Source organism: Sphaerisporangium sp. NBC_01403, from assembly GCF_045040145.1.
GTDB lineage: Bacteria > Actinomycetota > Actinomycetes > Streptosporangiales > Streptosporangiaceae > Sphaerisporangium > Sphaerisporangium viridialbum.
In genome coordinates this window covers 4,307,511-4,323,011 of record NZ_CP109534.1, presented here as the reverse complement: position 1 = coordinate 4,323,011, position 15,501 = coordinate 4,307,511, and the positions used below count along the sequence as shown (strand labels likewise).

Annotated in this window: 11 protein-coding genes; 6 read left to right on the top strand and 5 right to left on the bottom strand. The window is 73.2% G+C overall.

Features of this window, described 5'->3' with window-relative positions:
- Positions 1 to 106: 106 nt before the first annotated feature.
- From OG589_RS19460 to OG589_RS19450, 3 genes are read right to left on the bottom strand one after another with little or no spacing between them, the layout of a single operon-like run.
- A complete protein-coding gene (locus OG589_RS19460) occupies positions 107 to 1,429 on the bottom strand; it encodes a M20/M25/M40 family metallo-hydrolase (RefSeq protein ID WP_405150976.1) in 1,323 nt (440 codons plus the stop codon).
- The gene (locus OG589_RS19455; protein ID WP_405150974.1) at positions 1,426 to 3,297 is read right to left on the bottom strand and encodes a prolyl oligopeptidase family serine peptidase; all 1,872 of its coding nucleotides are present in this window, start codon (positions 3,295 to 3,297) and stop codon (positions 1,426 to 1,428) included. The genes OG589_RS19460 and OG589_RS19455 overlap by 4 nt, the downstream gene beginning before the upstream one ends.
- Positions 3,294 to 4,421, bottom strand: a complete 1,128-nt coding sequence (locus OG589_RS19450; RefSeq protein ID WP_405150972.1) for a C39 family peptidase — start codon at positions 4,419 to 4,421, stop codon at positions 3,294 to 3,296. The genes OG589_RS19455 and OG589_RS19450 overlap by 4 nt, the downstream gene beginning before the upstream one ends.
- Positions 4,422 to 4,558: 137 nt before the next feature.
- Between OG589_RS19450 and merB the strand changes: the two genes are divergently transcribed.
- Positions 4,559 to 5,221, top strand: a complete 663-nt coding sequence (gene merB, locus OG589_RS19445; protein ID WP_405150971.1) for an organomercurial lyase — start codon at positions 4,559 to 4,561, stop codon at positions 5,219 to 5,221.
- Positions 5,222 to 5,307: 86 nt separating this feature from the next.
- On the opposite strand, the gene OG589_RS19440 is transcribed toward merB, so the two are convergent.
- On the bottom strand, positions 5,308 to 6,417 hold the full coding sequence (locus OG589_RS19440) for a DUF5925 domain-containing protein (RefSeq protein ID WP_405150969.1): 1,110 nt from the start codon (positions 6,415 to 6,417) through the stop codon (positions 5,308 to 5,310).
- Between the two features lie 233 nt (positions 6,418 to 6,650).
- Between OG589_RS19440 and OG589_RS19435 the strand changes: the two genes are divergently transcribed.
- From OG589_RS19435 to meaB, 4 genes are read left to right on the top strand one after another with little or no spacing between them, the layout of a single operon-like run.
- On the top strand, positions 6,651 to 7,430 hold the full coding sequence (locus tag OG589_RS19435; protein WP_405150968.1) for an N-acetylmuramoyl-L-alanine amidase: 780 nt from the start codon (positions 6,651 to 6,653) through the stop codon (positions 7,428 to 7,430).
- A gap of 60 nt (positions 7,431 to 7,490) precedes the next feature.
- On the top strand, positions 7,491 to 9,308 hold the full coding sequence (locus tag OG589_RS19430) for a methylmalonyl-CoA mutase family protein (protein ID WP_405150967.1): 1,818 nt from the start codon (positions 7,491 to 7,493) through the stop codon (positions 9,306 to 9,308).
- Entirely contained in the window at positions 9,305 to 11,491 is a 2,187-nt protein-coding gene (gene scpA, locus OG589_RS19425) for a methylmalonyl-CoA mutase (protein ID WP_405150965.1), read from the top strand. The genes OG589_RS19430 and scpA overlap by 4 nt, the downstream gene beginning before the upstream one ends.
- Positions 11,478 to 12,461 carry a methylmalonyl Co-A mutase-associated GTPase MeaB gene (gene meaB / locus OG589_RS19420; protein ID WP_405150963.1) on the top strand — a complete coding sequence of 328 codons (984 nt, stop codon included), beginning with the start codon at positions 11,478 to 11,480 and terminating at the stop codon, positions 12,459 to 12,461. Before scpA ends, meaB begins: the two co-directional genes overlap by 14 nt.
- A gap of 27 nt (positions 12,462 to 12,488) precedes the next feature.
- On the opposite strand, the gene OG589_RS19415 is transcribed toward meaB, so the two are convergent.
- The gene (locus tag OG589_RS19415; RefSeq protein WP_405150961.1) at positions 12,489 to 12,971 is read right to left on the bottom strand and encodes a DUF1203 domain-containing protein; all 483 of its coding nucleotides are present in this window, start codon (positions 12,969 to 12,971) and stop codon (positions 12,489 to 12,491) included.
- Between the two features lie 282 nt (positions 12,972 to 13,253).
- On the opposite strand from OG589_RS19415, the gene OG589_RS19410 reads away from it, so the two are divergent.
- Positions 13,254 to 15,335, top strand: a complete 2,082-nt coding sequence (locus tag OG589_RS19410) for a CehA/McbA family metallohydrolase (RefSeq protein ID WP_405150959.1) — start codon at positions 13,254 to 13,256, stop codon at positions 15,333 to 15,335.
- The last annotated feature ends 166 nt before the right edge of the window (positions 15,336 to 15,501 follow it).

Genomic DNA, 15,501 nt, shown 5'->3' with positions numbered 1-15,501 from the left:
GCGAGCGGTGTACGCGCCGCTCGCCCCGGCCGGCACGGCCCCCGCCTGTACGGCCGCCGCCGGCGCGGTGACCGCGCACAGCCGGAGGCGCACCCTGTCCCCGGCCTCAGGTCGCGCGGGACGTCAGCAGGCGGTCCAGGACGCGGACGCCGAACTCCAGGCCGGCGACCGGCACCCGCTCGTCCACGCCGTGGAACATCCCGAAGTAGTCCAGCCCCGGGTCGAGCATCAGCGGCGCGAAGCCGTACCCCCTGATGCCGAGCGTGGCGAACGACTTGGCGTCGGTGCCGCCGGTCATGACGTACGGCACGGGGCGCCCCGCGGGGTCCTCGGCCACCAGCGCCGAGCACAGATCGTCGAAGAGCCCCTCGGTGGGAGAGGCCACGCCGTCGCCGAAGCTGACGAACTCCCGGCTGATCTTCGGCCCGAGCAGCTTGTCGATCGTCTCCAGGAACTCCTCGCGGAACCCGGGCAGGAACCTGCCGTCCACGTGCGCCTCGGCCGTGCCCGGGATGACGTTGACCTTGTAGCCCGCGTCGAGCATGGTCGGGTTGGCGGAGTTGCGGATCACGCCCTTGAACAGCGTGCCGACCTTGCCCAGGCGCTCGACCTCCTCGTCGAGCCGGTCGAGGTCGATGGTCGTCCCGAGGGCCCTGCCGAGGCCGTCGATGAGGGTGGCCACGGCGGGCGTGAGCCGTACGGGCCACCGGTGGTCGGCCAGGCGCGCCAGGGCCCGGCAGAGCTCCGCCACCGGGTTGTCCACCGGCGGCTTGGACCCGTGCCCGGCCACGCCGTGCGCGGTGACCTTCATCCACGCCGTGCCGCGCTCGCCCACGGCCACCGGATAGACGCGCAGGTCATCGGTGGCGAGGCCGTCCCGAGGGCCGGTCACGCCGCGAGGGACGGTCACGCTGAACCCGCCCGACTCGCTGATGGCCTCGGTGCAGCCCTCGAACAGGTCGCGGTGCCGGGTGACGGCGTAGCCCGCACCGTACTCCCCGGTGGCCTCCTCGTCGGCGAGGAACGCCAGCACGATGTCGCGCTTGGGACGCAGGCCCTTGCGGGCCCACTCGCCGACGAGCGCCAGCGTCATGGACAGCGTGCCCTTCATGTCCACCGCGCCGCGCCCGTTCACGCACCCGTCGGCGATCTCGCCGGAGAAGGGGTGGAGCTTCCACTCCGCCGGGTCGGCGGGGACGACGTCCAGGTGGCCGTGGATCAGCAGGGCTTCGGGGCTGTCCCCCGGGATGCGGGCCACCACGCTCGTGCGGCGGGGCGCGGACTCGAACACCGTGGGCTCGATGCCCATGCCGGAGAGCAGCCCCGCGACGTACTCGGCGGCCAGACGCTCTCCCGAGCCGTCCGGTGTGCCGTCGTTGGTAGTGTCGATCTTGAGCAGGTCCGAGCAGATGCTTGCGACCTCTGTCACGTTCTTCCTTTCAGCGTCAGCGGCGGCACTTCGGGAGTGGGGAAGCCGAAGATGAGCCCGTAGAACGCGAGCTCGGCCTCTAGTGCCGCGACGATCGTTTCCTCTCTTCTCCAGCCATGCTGTTCCCCGGGAAAGGTGAGGTAGGCCCACCGGCCGCCGTGCTCGTCCAGCGCGGCGACGAAACGCTCGGCCTGGCCGGGGTCGACGATGGCGTCCTCCAGGCCGTGCATGAGCAGGGCGGGCCCGGACGCCCGCGCCGCGTGCAGGGTCGGGGAGCGGTCCAGGTAGCGCTGCCTGGTCTCGGGGAGCGGGCCGATGAGGCCGTCGAGGTACCTGGACTCGAAGTCGTGGGTCTCCCTGGCCCAGCCCTCCGGGTCGGTGATCGCGTAGTGGGCGACCGCGCCGCGGAAGACGTCGCTGTGCACGAGCGCCGCCACCGACGTCCAGCCGCCCGCGCTCCCGCCCCGGATGGCTATGCGCTCGGGGTCGGCGAGCCCGGCCGCCGCCAGCCCGCGCGCGACGGTCTCGCTGTCGCGCACGTCGACGACGCCCCAGTTGTGGCGGAGCCGCTCGCGGTAGGCCCTGCCGTATCCGGTCGAGCCCCCGTAGTTGACCTCGGCGACGCCGATGCCCCTGCTGGTGAAGTAGGCGATCTCCAGGTCGAAGACCATCGGGCTGGAGCCGGTCGGCCCCCCGTGCACGAACATCACGTACGGCGCGGGGGTGCCCGCCTCGGCGCCCTTGGGCGGGTACACGTGGGCGTGCACGCCGTCGAAGAGCATCGCCTCGGGCACCGGCAGCACCGCCGGGTCGGGGAGTTCCTTGGCCGGAGAGAGCACCTCCTGCGCGCCGGTCGCGAGGTCGACGCGCACGACCTCGAAGGGCTTGTGCGGCGAGCCGCCCACGCCGACCACGCTCGACCCGTCGGGCGAGGCGGAGACGGTGGGCGCCCAGTAGGTGTACGACCCGCCGACGTCGGTGATCTCACCGGTGGCGGGGTCGAGCACGCCCAGCCGCTTGCCGTCGGCGGTGCCGTACATCGTCACGAGGCGGTCGCCCGCGAGCGCGAACCACTGGTAGCCGAGCTTCCATGCGGCGTCGCCGAACTCCTGCGGCGAGGGGGTGAGGTTGCGCGGGGGGCCGCCGTCCAGCGGGACCAGGTGGATGTTCCACCAGCCGGTCGGGTCGGTCACGGCGTACAGCGCGCCGTCGTCGCGCCACTCGGCCTGGGCCACCGCCTCCTGCGGCCCGCCCGCCACGACGCGGTACGGCCCGGCGGTGCCGTCGTCCCGCAGCGGGGCCACGCAGAGCGAGGTGCCGTCCCAGGGCATGGCGGGGTGGTCGTAGCCGATCCAGGCGACGTGGCCGCCGCCGGGGGAGACCCGGGGGTTCATGATGAAGTGCTGAGCCTTGACGACCACGCGGAGGGGCCCACCGCCGAGCGGCACCGCGACCAGGTCGCGCTCGTCGTCGGTCTCGCGTACGCACCAGACCTCGTCGCCGTGGATCACCAGGTCGGCGTAGCGGGACGATCCCGGCGGGGTGAGCGGCACCGGGTCGCCTCCCGGCGCGCACCGGTACAGCCGCTGGTCCTCCCAGTTGGTGAACACCAGCCCGCCGTCCGGCAGCGGACGCCAGGAGCGGCCGCCGTACTCGATCACCCGGCTGCGGGCGTTCCACCCCGGGGGCAGGACGTCCCGCACGCTTCCGCCGGGCGCCCGCCGCACGACACAGCGCCGCCCGCCCTCGGCCGGGCGCGGCTCGTCCCACCACACCTCCTCGCCGGCGGGAGCGGGCACGATCTCCACCCAGAACGGGCGGTCATCCACGCGTGCGACGTCGACGGCAGTGATAGGAGAGTCGATCACCAGTTGCCCTCTGAAGGTGGGAGTGGGATGTCGTGCGGGTGGATGACATGGACGATTCCCCCGCTGCTGGTGGTGCGTAACCAGACGTTCTCGAATGCGGCCCTGGGATAGGTTCTTTTGACCGTCTCGTCGGACGGCGCCGCCGGATCGTTGGCGATGACGTCACCGCTCGCGGTGAACCCCGTGACGACCATGAGGTGGCCGCGCGTGGAGTAGCCCGAGCCGGGAAGCTCGTGCTCCTTGAACGACTGCGAGGTGATCACCGGGATGCCGGCGCGGATGAACCGTTCCACCTCGGCCAGCGAGCGCATGCGGGTGACGAATCCGTTCAGCCCGTACCGCCCGGCGTAGGCGACCCCGAACGGCCAGTTGCCCGTGCCCTGGTAGCTGTGGTCGTACATGTCGCGGGCCGCGTGGTCCACGGCGGGGCACGGGTCGGCGGGGTCGACGAAGGTGAGGTCGCCCGGCGCGGGACCGCGCCCCCAGTACTGCAGGACCATCGTCATCGAGGCAGGGCTGCACCAGGAGTCGCCGCCGCCGCCCCATTCGGGGTGGTGGCCCGCGTGGGTCTTCTGCGAGCGCGGCGGGACGGCCAGCTCGACCAGGGGACCGTCGTTCGCCGGGCTGACCGGCACGGTGGCGCGCGTGGGCACCGCCGAGGCCATCACCCCGACCGTGCGCACCACCGCCTCGGCGCCGTGGAGCGTGACCCGCAGCCGGTACGCCGAGACCGGCCGGGTGGCGACGAAGGTGTCGACCGCGACGTCGCCGTCCTCGTCGCCCTGGCCGGGCAGCGAGGTGCGGTGGATGTCGCCGCCGCCCTCCGCCCAGCGGCCCATGTCGTACCACTTGGTCCATCTGGTCGCGCCGCCCGTGACGGTGCGCGCCCGCAGCTCCACCCGGATCCAGGACCCCTTGGGGGCGCCGGCGGTCCAGGAGGGGACCAGCTCGGTGGCGGGGAAGCCGATCTCGCGCTCTTCTGAGGTCCAGCGGGTGTAGGGCCAGGCTGTGGTCTCGCCGCCGAAGGGATCGAGGTAGCCGGTCACGCCGCTCTCGGTGGGGACCACGGCGGTCCAGCGGTGGAGGACGACACGGCTCTGATCGGCGGGCGACGGATTGACCACCTGGCCGATTGTGGTTTTGGGCCTTGCGCGGCACATCGGATGGTTTACGTATCCGTAATCAGGCCGCGCCGCGCCGGGACCGCCGCCATGGGGCCGTCTCGGCATCGACCCAGGTCACGCTGGGTATCGTCAGTCTCATGCACGATCTCGCAGACGTGCGGACGTTCGTCTACCGGCGGTTCGCCGAGCGGGGCGATCCGCCGCGCCCGGAGGATGTGGCGGCCGAGTTCGGGATCGAGCCCTCCGGCGCGCTGGCGGCGCTCAGGGCGCTGCACGACGCCCACCTTCTCGTGCTCGACGACGACAGGCGCTTGATCCTCATGGCCCACCCGTGGTCGGCCGTGCCGCTCGGGTTCGTGGTCGCCAGCGACAAGGTGAAGTGGTGGGGCGGCTGCGCCTGGGACTCGTTCGCGATCCCCGCGCTGGTCGGCGAGGACTGCATGGTCGCGACCCACTGTCCCGGCTGCGGCAGGGCGCTGGCGCTCGACGTGTGCCCGGACGAGCCGCCGACGGCCGAGCTGGTGGCGCACTTCCTGGTGCCCATCCCGCGCATGTGGGACGACGTGATGTTCGCCTGCGGGCACCAGTCGCTGTTCTGCTCGGAGGAGCACGTGGGGCGATGGCTGCGCCAGACCCGCAACCCCCGGGGCGTGATCCTCGACATGCGGACGCTGTGGCTGCTCGCCACCCGGTGGTACGCCGGGCGGCTCACCAGGGAGTACCGAAGGCGCACCCCCGACGAGGCCCGCGCGCTCTTCCACGAGCTCGGCCTGGCCGGCCCGTTCTGGGGGAACGGTTGACCTCCCCCCGGCGGGCCGGAGGGAGGCACTGTGTCACGACCGCCCGGACAGAGGCCGGGGGAAGGCGCCCGGTGGCGACCGCCCGGTCAGAGGTACAGGCCGGTGGCCTCGGCGGGCGCGGCCGGGCCCGCGGGCGCCCGCCCGGAGCGCAGGGCGAACAGCTCCGCCAGCGTCGCCCCCGACGGGCCGGCGCCCTCGGAGGACCCCAGCCACGCGGCGGCCTCCTGGGCGGAGAGGCGGCCCGCCTCGATCTGCGACAGGCAGCGTCCCGGTCGCACGACGGCAGGGTGCAGCCGGGCGAGGTCCTCGTTGGTGGTCACGGCCACCAGGACGTCCCTGCCCTGGCCGAGCAGGCCGTCGGTCAGGTTGAGCAGGCGGGACAGCCCCTGGCCCGTGGCGTCCTTGGCCTCGGCGCGGATCAGCTCGTCGCAGTCCTCCAGCACCAGCAGCCGCCAGCGGTGTTTCTCGTCGTCGGAGTCGTACCCGACGGCGACCTCCATCAGGTAGCCCGGGTCGGAGAACAGCCGCTCGGGGTCGAGCACGCAGTCGACCTGGCACCATTCGGCCCACTCCCTGGCCAGGGCGCGCAGGGCCGTGGTCTTCCCGGTTCCCGGAGGACCGTGCAGCAGGATCAGCCGCCCGTTGACGTCGGAGGGGGTCACCGCCATGAGGCTCTGGAGCGCCTCGCCCGCGACCCGGGAGTAGTTCGCCCTGATCGCCGGCCAGCGCGGCGCGGTGATCGGCCGCTGGGTACGGCGGGGCCCGTGGGCGCCCGTCCACCAGAAACCCATGTCGACGTGGTCGGCCTCCTGGGGAGGCGGCTCGACCGCGTCCTTGACGGACTCCTCCAGCACCGAGCGCGCGAGCTCGTCGCTCACCGCCGTCACGGTGAGCACGGCCGAGCGGTTGCGGAACCGCACCACCCTGAGGGTCCAGCCGTCCCCGCACGCCAGGCGCGAGTCGCGGCCGTCGTCCTCCCTCGCGGCGCGGGTCAGCCGGGCACGCGCCGGCATCAGCGGGGCGTCGGGACGCACCCGCTCCAGGTTGGTGGAACGTGCCCAGGGCTGGTTCCCGGTGGCGAACGGGGACAGCGCGAGGGCGTCGATGACATCGATCGGCGAGTCGCCGTCGTCGAGCCACACCTTCATGGGCAGGGCTTCGGCGGCGGGGAAACGAACCTCCTCCACAACGGACATATATTCATGATTCAGGCCCATGGCGTGTGGAGTCCACGTATTTCCCGGGAAGCCCGTTAAATCAATGTGATGTGCTAAAGAGACATCGGCAAACCCGTCATGTGGTCATGTGTCCATGGTTAGGGTTGGTCGCGCGGATCGGTCCACTGCGAGCCGCAAAGGGCTGGTTTGGCCGCCCTGTGGGAGGACAGTGGTCCATCAGTCCTGAATGTCGTTCCCCCTGGGAGAAGTTCGTGGCCATCGACCTCGTGACGCGTAAAGACTGGGGGGCCCGCGCCCCGCGTGGCTCCTATACGACGCTGACCTCCACAAAGGGCGTCAAGGTCCACTACACCGGTGGCCGCGTCGAACCCTCGATCGTGGACGACCACGCCAAGTGCGTCGCCATGGTGAAATCCATCCAGAGCTTTCACATGGACGGGAACGGCTGGCTCGACATCGGCTACAGCATGGTCGCCTGCCCGCACCGCAAGGTCTTCGTCGGCCGGGGCCCCGGGCACCTGCCGGCCGCCAACGGGCCCGGCCTGAACACCGGCCACTACGCCGTCCTCGGCCTCGTCGGCAACTCCGGCCTCACGCAGCCGCCCGACGGCATGCTCCACGGCATCCTCGACGCCATCGACTACCTGCGCGAGAAGGGCGGCGCGGGCAAGGAGATCAAGGGCCACCGCGACGGCTACTCCACCGACTGCCCCGGCACGGCGCTGTACGCGTGGGTCAAGAAGGGCGCCCCGCGCCCCGGCGGCTCGACCGGCCCCACCGACCCGGGCCCCGCCGAGCACCCGAAGTTCCCCGGCAGGCTGCTGAAGTACCCGCCGGTCATGCGCGGTGAGGACGTGCGCACCTGGCAGGCCCAGATGGAGAAGCGCGGCTTCACCCTCGACGTGGACGGCGCGTACGGGCTGGCGTCCCGGGACCTGTGCCGCCGGTTCCAGCGGGAGCAGCACCTGGACGTCGACGGCGTGGTCGGCAAGGACACCTGGGACGCCGCCTGGGAGGCCCCGATCGCCTGAGATCCGCCAGAGGGGTCCCCGAAGTGTGGTCACGGATCGTCAGCGCCTACGATCCGTGACATGACGGTGCAGCCTGAGGAACTCCATCCGGCCGCAGGGTTCCCGCCGGGCACGCGGGAGGACTGGCGGCGACTCGCCCTGGGCGTGCTGCGCAGGTCCGGTGCCGAGGCCGGCTCCCCCGAGGAGGCGCTGGCGTTCACGACCTACGACGGCGTGACCCTCCAGCCTCTGTACGACGCGGCCGACCTGCCCGGCGACTCCGGAGTGCCGGGCTTCGCCCCCTACACGCGGGGCACCCGCCCGGCCGGCGGAGCGGTGTCCGGCTGGGACGTGCGCCAGCGCCACGCCCACCCCGACCCGGCGGTCGCCCGCGAGGCCGTGCTGACCGACCTGGAGAACGGCGTCACCTCGGTCTGGCTGGTGCTCGGCGACGGCGGGCTCGACCCGGCCGCGCTGCCCCGCGTCCTGGACGGCGTCTACCTCGACCTCGCCCCCGTCGTGCTCGACGCGGGAGCCCGCACGGGCGAGGCCGCCGAGATCTTCCTGCGGCTCGCGGCCGAGCGCGGCATCGCCCCCGCGGGCGGCAACCTCGGCGCCGACCCCCTCGGCCTGCGGGCCAGGACGGGCGCGCCCGCCGACATGGCCGTGGCCGTCGAGCTCGCCCGGCGCGCCCGCGAGGTGCCCTCCCTGCGGGCGATCACCGTCGACGCCACCCCGTACCACGACGCGGGCGGGTCCGACGCCGAGGAGCTCGGCTGCTCGATCGCCACCGGGGTCGCCTACCTGCGCGCGCTGACCGGCGCCGGCCTGCCGGTGGAGGAGGCGTTCGGGCAGATCGAGTTCCGGTACGCCGCCACGGCCGACCAGTTCCTCACGATCGCGAAGTTCCGGGCCGCGCGCACCCTCTGGTCGCGCGTCGCCGAGGCCTGTGGCGTCCCCGCGCACGGCGGCCAGGCGCAGCACGCGGTCACCTCCTCGGCGATGATGACCGGCCGCGACCCGTGGGTGAACATGCTCCGCACCACGCTCGCCTGCTTCGGCGCCGGCATCGGCGGCGCCGGCGCCGTCACCGTGCAGCCCTTCGACGTCCGCCTCGGCCTGCCCGACGCCTTCGCCCGCCGCATCGCGCGCAACACCCAGTCGCTGCTGGTCGAGGAGGCCAACGTCGCCAGGGTCGTCGACCCGGCCGGCGGCTCCTGGTACGCCGAGCGGCTCACCGCCGACCTCGCGGGCAGGGCCTGGGAGTGGTTCCAGGAGATCGAGCGCGCGGGCGGCGCGGAGGCGGCCCTCGACCGGCTGATCCCCGAGCGGCTCGCCGCCACCTGGGCGCGCCGCTCCGCGGGCATCGCCCGCCGCCGCGACCCGATCACCGGCGTCAGCGAGTTCCCGGACCTCGCCGAGCGGCGCCCCTCCCGGCAGCCCGCTCCGGAGCCCCCGGGCGGCGGCCTGCCCCGGGTGCACTACGCGCAGGGCTTCGAGGAGCTGCGCGACGCCGCCGACCGGGCCGAGGCCAGGCCCGAGGTCTTCCTGGCGACGATCGGCCCGGTGGCCGCGCACACCGCGCGGGCCTCGTTCGCGGCGAACCTCTTCCAGGCCGGCGGCATCGCCACCGTCCTGAGCGGCACGGGCACTGACCCCGCCGAGATCGCCGGGGCCTTCCGGCGCAGCGGCGCGACGGTCGCGTGCCTGTGCTCCAGCGACGCGCTGTACGCCGAGCACGCGGCGGCGGTCGCGGCCGAGCTGAGGCGGGCGGGCGCGAGAAGGATCTGGCTGGCGGGGAAGGGCGACCACGAGGGCGTGGACGCCGTACTCCACGCCGGCTGCGACGTGCTCGAAGTGCTCCGCACCACGTTCGACGATCTGGGAGTGACCCCATGATTCCCGACTTCTCAGGGATCCCCCTGAACCAGGGGACTCCAGACGGAGACCCCGGCCTCGACCGCTGGGCGCGGGCCGTGCAGGAGCAGGTCGGCAAGAGTCCGTCCGACCTGACGTGGGACACCCCCGAGGGCATCGGCGTCAAAACGCTCTACACCGCCGAGGACCTCGACGGGCTGGACTTCCTGTCGACCTATCCGGGCATCGCGCCGTTCCTGCGCGGCCCGTACCCGACGATGTACGTCAACCAGCCGTGGACGATCCGGCAGTACGCCGGGTTCTCCACCGCCGAGCAGTCGAACGCCTTCTACCGGCGCAACCTGGCCGCCGGGCAGAAGGGCCTTTCCGTCGCCTTCGACCTCGCCACCCACCGGGGCTACGACTCCGACCACCCGCGCGTGGCGGGCGACGTCGGCATGGCGGGCGTGGCGATCGACTCGATCTACGACATGCGGCAGCTCTTCGACGGCATCCCGCTCGACCGCATGAGCGTGTCGATGACCATGAACGGCGCGGTGCTCCCGGTGCTGGCGCTCTACATCGTGGCCGCCGAGGAGCAGGGGGTGGCGCCCGAGCAGCTCGCGGGGACCATCCAGAACGACATCCTCAAGGAGTTCATGGTCCGCAACACCTACATCTACCCGCCTGAGCCGTCCATGCGGATCATCTCGGACATCTTCTCGTACACCTCCGAGCGGATGCCGAAGTTCAACTCCATCTCGATCTCCGGCTACCACATCCAGGAGGCCGGGGCCACGTGCGACCTGGAGCTGGCCTACACGCTGGCCGACGGGGTCGAGTACCTCCGGGCGGGGGTCGGGGCCGGGCTCGGCGTCGACGCGTTCGCGCCACGCCTGTCGTTCTTCTGGTGCATCGGCATGAACTTCTTCATGGAGGTCGCCAAGCTCAGGGCCGCCCGGCTGCTGTGGGCCAAGCTCGTCAAGGGCTTCGGCGCGGAGAACCCCAAGTCGCTGTCGCTGCGCACCCACTGCCAGACCTCCGGATGGTCGCTGACCGCGCAGGACGTCTTCAACAACGTCGTGCGCACCTGCGTGGAGGCGATGGCGGCGACGCAGGGGCACACACAGTCCCTGCACACCAACGCCCTGGACGAGGCGCTGGCGCTGCCCACCGACTTCTCCGCCCGCATCGCCCGCAACACCCAGCTCCTGCTCCAGCAGGAGTCGGGCACCTGCCGGGTGATCGACCCGTGGGGCGGCAGCGCGTACGTCGAGCGGCTCACCTACGAGCTGGCGCGGCAGGCGTGGGGGCACATCCAGGAGGTCGAACAGGCGGGCGGCATGGCCAAGGCCATCGACGCGGGCCTGCCCAAGCTGCGCATCGAGGAGGCCGCCGCCCGCACCCAGGCGCGCATCGACTCCGGCAGGCAGCCGGTGATCGGCGTCAACAAGTACCGCGCCGGGTCCGACGAGGACATCGAGGTGCTCAAGGTCGACAACACCTCGGTGCGCGCCCAGCAGATCGAGAAGCTCCGCCGCCTCAGGGAGGAGCGCGACGACCAGGCCTGCCGGGACGCCCTCGCGGCCCTCACCCGCGGCGCGGCGGGCGACGGCAACCTCCTGGCCCTGGCCGTCGACGCCGCCCGTGCCAAGGCCACGGTCGGCGAGATCTCCGACGCGCTGGAGGAGGTCTTCGGGCGGCACGCCGGCCAGATCCGTACCATTTCCGGGGTGTACCGCGAGGAGGCGGGCGACGCCGCCGGCATCGAGAAGGTCAGGGGCACCTGCGCCGCGTTCGAGCGCGAGGAGGGCCGCAGGCCGCGCATCCTGGTCGCCAAGATCGGCCAGGACGGGCACGACCGTGGCCAGAAGGTCATCGCCACCGCCTTCGCCGACCTCGGCTTCGACGTGGACGTGGGCCCGCTGTTCCAGACCCCGGCCGAGGTGGCGCGCCAGGCCGTCGAGGCCGACGTGCACGTGGTCGGCGTCTCCTCGCTGGCGGCCGGCCACCTCGCGCTCGTGCCCGAGTTGCGCGACCGGCTCGCCGCGCTCGGCCGCGACGACATCATGATCGTCGTGGGCGGGGTGATCCCTCCGGGCGACTTCGACGCGCTGCGCGAGGCCGGCGCCGCCGCGATCTTCCCGCCCGGCACGGTCATCGCCGACGCCGCCCTCGACCTGCTGCGCGACCTGTCCGGCCGGTTGGGCCATGCCACGGCTTGAGGACTACGTCCAGGGCGTCAGGGAGGGCTCCGTCGGGTGGATCGCTCGGGCGATCACGCTGGTGGAGTCCTCGCGGGCCGACCACCGCGAGCTGGCCCAGCGGCTGCTCGTCGAGCTGACCCCCCTGTCGGGCAAGGCCAGGAGGGTCGGCGTCACCGGCGTGCCGGGGGTCGGCAAGTCGACGTTCATCGACGCGCTCGGCGTCCACCTGACCGGCGAGGGGCACCGGGTCGCCGTGCTGGCCGTCGACCCGTCCTCGACCCGCACCGGCGGCAGCATCCTCGGGGACAAGACCCGCATGGGAAGGCTCTCGGCCGACCCGAACGCCTACATCCGCCCCTCGCCCACCTCCGGCACCCTGGGCGGGGTCACCAAGGCCACCCGCGAGGCCATGGTGGTCGTCGAGGCGGCGGGGTTCGACACCGTCCTGGTCGAGACCGTGGGAGTCGGGCAGTCCGAGACCGCAGTGGCCGAGATGGTGGACACCTTCCTGCTCCTCACCCTGGCCAGGACCGGCGACCAGCTTCAGGGCATCAAGAAGGGCGTGCTGGAGTTGGCCGACGTGATCGCGGTCAACAAGGCCGACGGCTCCCACGAGATGGACGCGCGCAAGGCCGCGAGGGAGCTCGCGGGCGCGCTGCGGCTGCTGCGGGCGGGCGGCGGCACGTGGAACACCCCCGTGCTGACCTGCAGCGGGCAGGAGGGCACCGGCCTCTCCGAGCTGTGGCGGCACATCGTCCGCCACCAGGACCTTCTGGAGTCCTCCGGCGAGCTGGCCGCCAAGCGCCGCCGTCAGCAGGTCGGGTGGACCTGGACCCTCGTGCGCGACCGGTTGCTCGCCAGGCTCAAGGAGAACCCCGAGGTGGCGGCGATCACGGCCGAGGTCGAGCGCGAGGTGCTGGAGGGCACCCTCACCCCCGCCCTCGCCGCCGACCGCCTGCTCGCCGCCTTCGGCCGCGACGGCCGGTAGCCGCCCGCCCGCGCGCGCGGGCCGGGGTCAGTCCGGCCGGGTGATCTCGAACATGTAGCAGCCGTAGGAGACGTTGCGGCTGTGGATGCGCGCGACGCCGGGCTCGGCGAGCATCTCGGCGATCACCGCCTCCGGGTTCCGGCCGTCGTGGACCCGGGTCGCGTCGTGGATCCAGCCCCGGTCGTCGTAGGCCCGCAGCACCTGCGGGCGGCCGTACCAGTCCCCGGGGTAGCTCTCGGCGGTCGCCGGGCCCGCGCAGGCGCGCGCGTGCGCGAGCACCGCGCCGATCTCGCGGTACGGGCTGGGCGGGATCTCCGGCTCGTAGCCGAAGAGCACCAGCTCCTCGCCCGGCCGCGCGTCGCGCAGGCAGCAGCGCAGCGGCTCCCCGCCCTCGGCCGGGAGGCGCTCGGCCGGGCGGCCCGAAGCGTCGCCCGCCCCCGCCCGAACCTTCTCCAGCACTTCAGATGAGATGACGTGAATACGGAACCCGGTGGTCGTGGTGGTGGTCATGTGACCACCCTGCCCGTGCGCGCGCGAGGGCGCTGGCGGCTATCGGTCCTCGCGTTCCCCGCTCGGGCGCGCCGCGGGGCGCGCCGGGGGCTCGATGCGGCGGACAGTGCGGCGACGCCGAGGAGCCCTCGTCCCTGGAGACCCTGCCAGGTGCTTCATCCGGCTATGTACAGAGGCGATCCAGGGTGGGAAGAAACCTCACCCGGCTCCACGCCGCCACGCGCCGGACTCTCCCGCCGGTGTGACCATTGCCGCACAACGGGGCGATACGGGAGGACCACAATGACCGACGATCCGATGCTGCCCGACGTCGTGGCCAGGGCGCTGGGGGAGTACCGCGAGGCGCTGGCCGAGCACGGGATGAGCTGGGGCGAGCCCCCGATCGCGTACGTCAGGTCGATGAGCCCGTCGCGGTTCGTCGACGAGGAGACGTTCTTCCGCGCCGCCTCCGAGCGGGTACGCGCAGAGCATCCGGACGCCACCGCCGCCGAGCACGAGGAGCGGGTGCGCGAGCTGGACTTCGACATCGTGCTGAGGGACGCGCTCGCCGAGGGGCCCGCCGGGGATCCGCCCGAGGGCCTCGCGGTGCTGCGGCTCACGCCCGGCGGGCACCGGCTGGACGTCCGCCCGCGCACCGTACTCGAACCGGACGGCCGGACGTCCGCCTCCGGGCAAGACGCCCGGACGCCCGCCGGGCACGGCGGGCCGCCGGTGCCGGTGGCGCTGCTGATCGACAACGGCCGCGAGACGGAGGCGGAGGTCCGCGCGGGCGGGCGGGCGTACCGCGTCGCCCCCGGCGGGGCGCGGCTGGTCGAGCTGGACAGCGCGACCGAGGTGACCGCCGGAGGCGAGCGGGTCGGCCTGTGCGGGCGGATCCGCCTCGCCCCGAGGGCGCGGCTCCGGGTGCGCGCGGGGTTCCCGTGCCGGTGGAGCGTGTGGAGCGCCGACGGCCAGGGCTGGTACCCCGACGGCGCGCCCCCGAGACGCGACTACCACGGCCTGCCGTACTTCCACGGTGACGACCTCGTGCTCGACGTGCCCGCCGAGCCGCTCACCGTCCGGGTGGCGCGGGGGATGGAGTACGGCTTCGCCGAGACGGCCGTCACCCCCCGCGGCGAGACTCTGGTCGAGTCCGCCCCGGCGCGGCTGTACGACGCGGCGGCCAAGGGATGGTACGGCGGGGACCTGCACGTGCACCTGAACTTCGCCGGGGACGTCGTGGCCGCCCCGGCGACGGCGGCGGCCATGCAGTACGGCGAGGACCTGCACGTGCTCAACCTGCTCGCCGCCAACGTGTCAGGCCCGCGCGTCTTCGACCGGGAGGCGCTGGAACACTGGGCGGGCGAGGACCTGCCGTGGTCGGACGCCACCCACGTCGCCCGCATGGGCGTCGAGTACCGCAACGACCTGCTCGGGCACCTGCACGCCTTCGGGCTGACCGCCCCGCCCGGCCGCTACCACAGCGGGTTCGCCGGCACGCCCGACTGGCCGCCCACGAGCGCGGCGTGCGAGGAGCTCCGGGGCCTCGGCGCGATCGTCGGCTACGCCCACGCCTTCCACTCGCCCGTCGAGACCCCCGAAGACGTCATCGGCACCGGCCGGCCGGCGTGCACGGCGCGGACGGCGGTGGTCGACGCCGCGCTCGGCCTCGTCGACACCATGGAGGTGCTGCACTTCTCCTCGGCCGAGGGGTCGTCCGCGGTGTACCGGCGGCTGCTCGGCGCGGGCAACCGCCTGGCCGCCGTCGCGGGCACCGACTCGATGCTGTCGTTCACCCGCCAGCGGATGGAGATGGTCGCGAGCCCGCCCGGCTGGGAGCGCACGTACGCCAGGGTCGAGGGGCCGCTGACCGCCGCCTCCTACGCCGAGGCGGTGCGGCGCGGGCGCACGTTCGCGACCACGGGGCCGTTCGTCGAGCTCACCGTGGACGGCCACGGGCCGGGGGACACCATCGACCGCGCCCCCGGCGACCGGGTGCGGGTCATGGTGCGGGTCATCGGCCCTGAGGTGGAGCGGCTGTCGATCCGCACGGCGGACGGCGTGCTGGCCGAGGGGCCGCCCGGCGAGCTCACGGCGGAACTCGCCGTCGGCGCGCCGACCTACGTCGTCGCCCTCGCCGAGGGCGGCCCCCACCCGCGGTCGCTGTTCACCGGGGTGTTCGCGCACACCAGCCCGGTGTACGTGGACGTGCGCGGCCGGCGGGTCGCCCGCGCCGAGGACATCCACTGGTGCCTCGAATGGCTCGAACTGCTGGAACGGCTGATCAGGGACCGGGCGCGGCTCGACACCAAGGAACAGCTCGACGACCACCTGCGCCTGATCGACGAGGCCAGGCGCGTCCACCGGACCCGCCTGCCCACCTGACTCCGCCCCCCGCCCGTCACACTGAGGAGTCCCTCGCCGGCCATATCGCGATCGGCCGCCGAAAGCCCTGCGGCGCCGGGCCTGGGCGTCCCGGGGCCTGCGAGCTGACGACTTACTCCTCTGCGTACGGGCATGATCCGCGGTAGAAGAAATCTCTCCCTCCCGG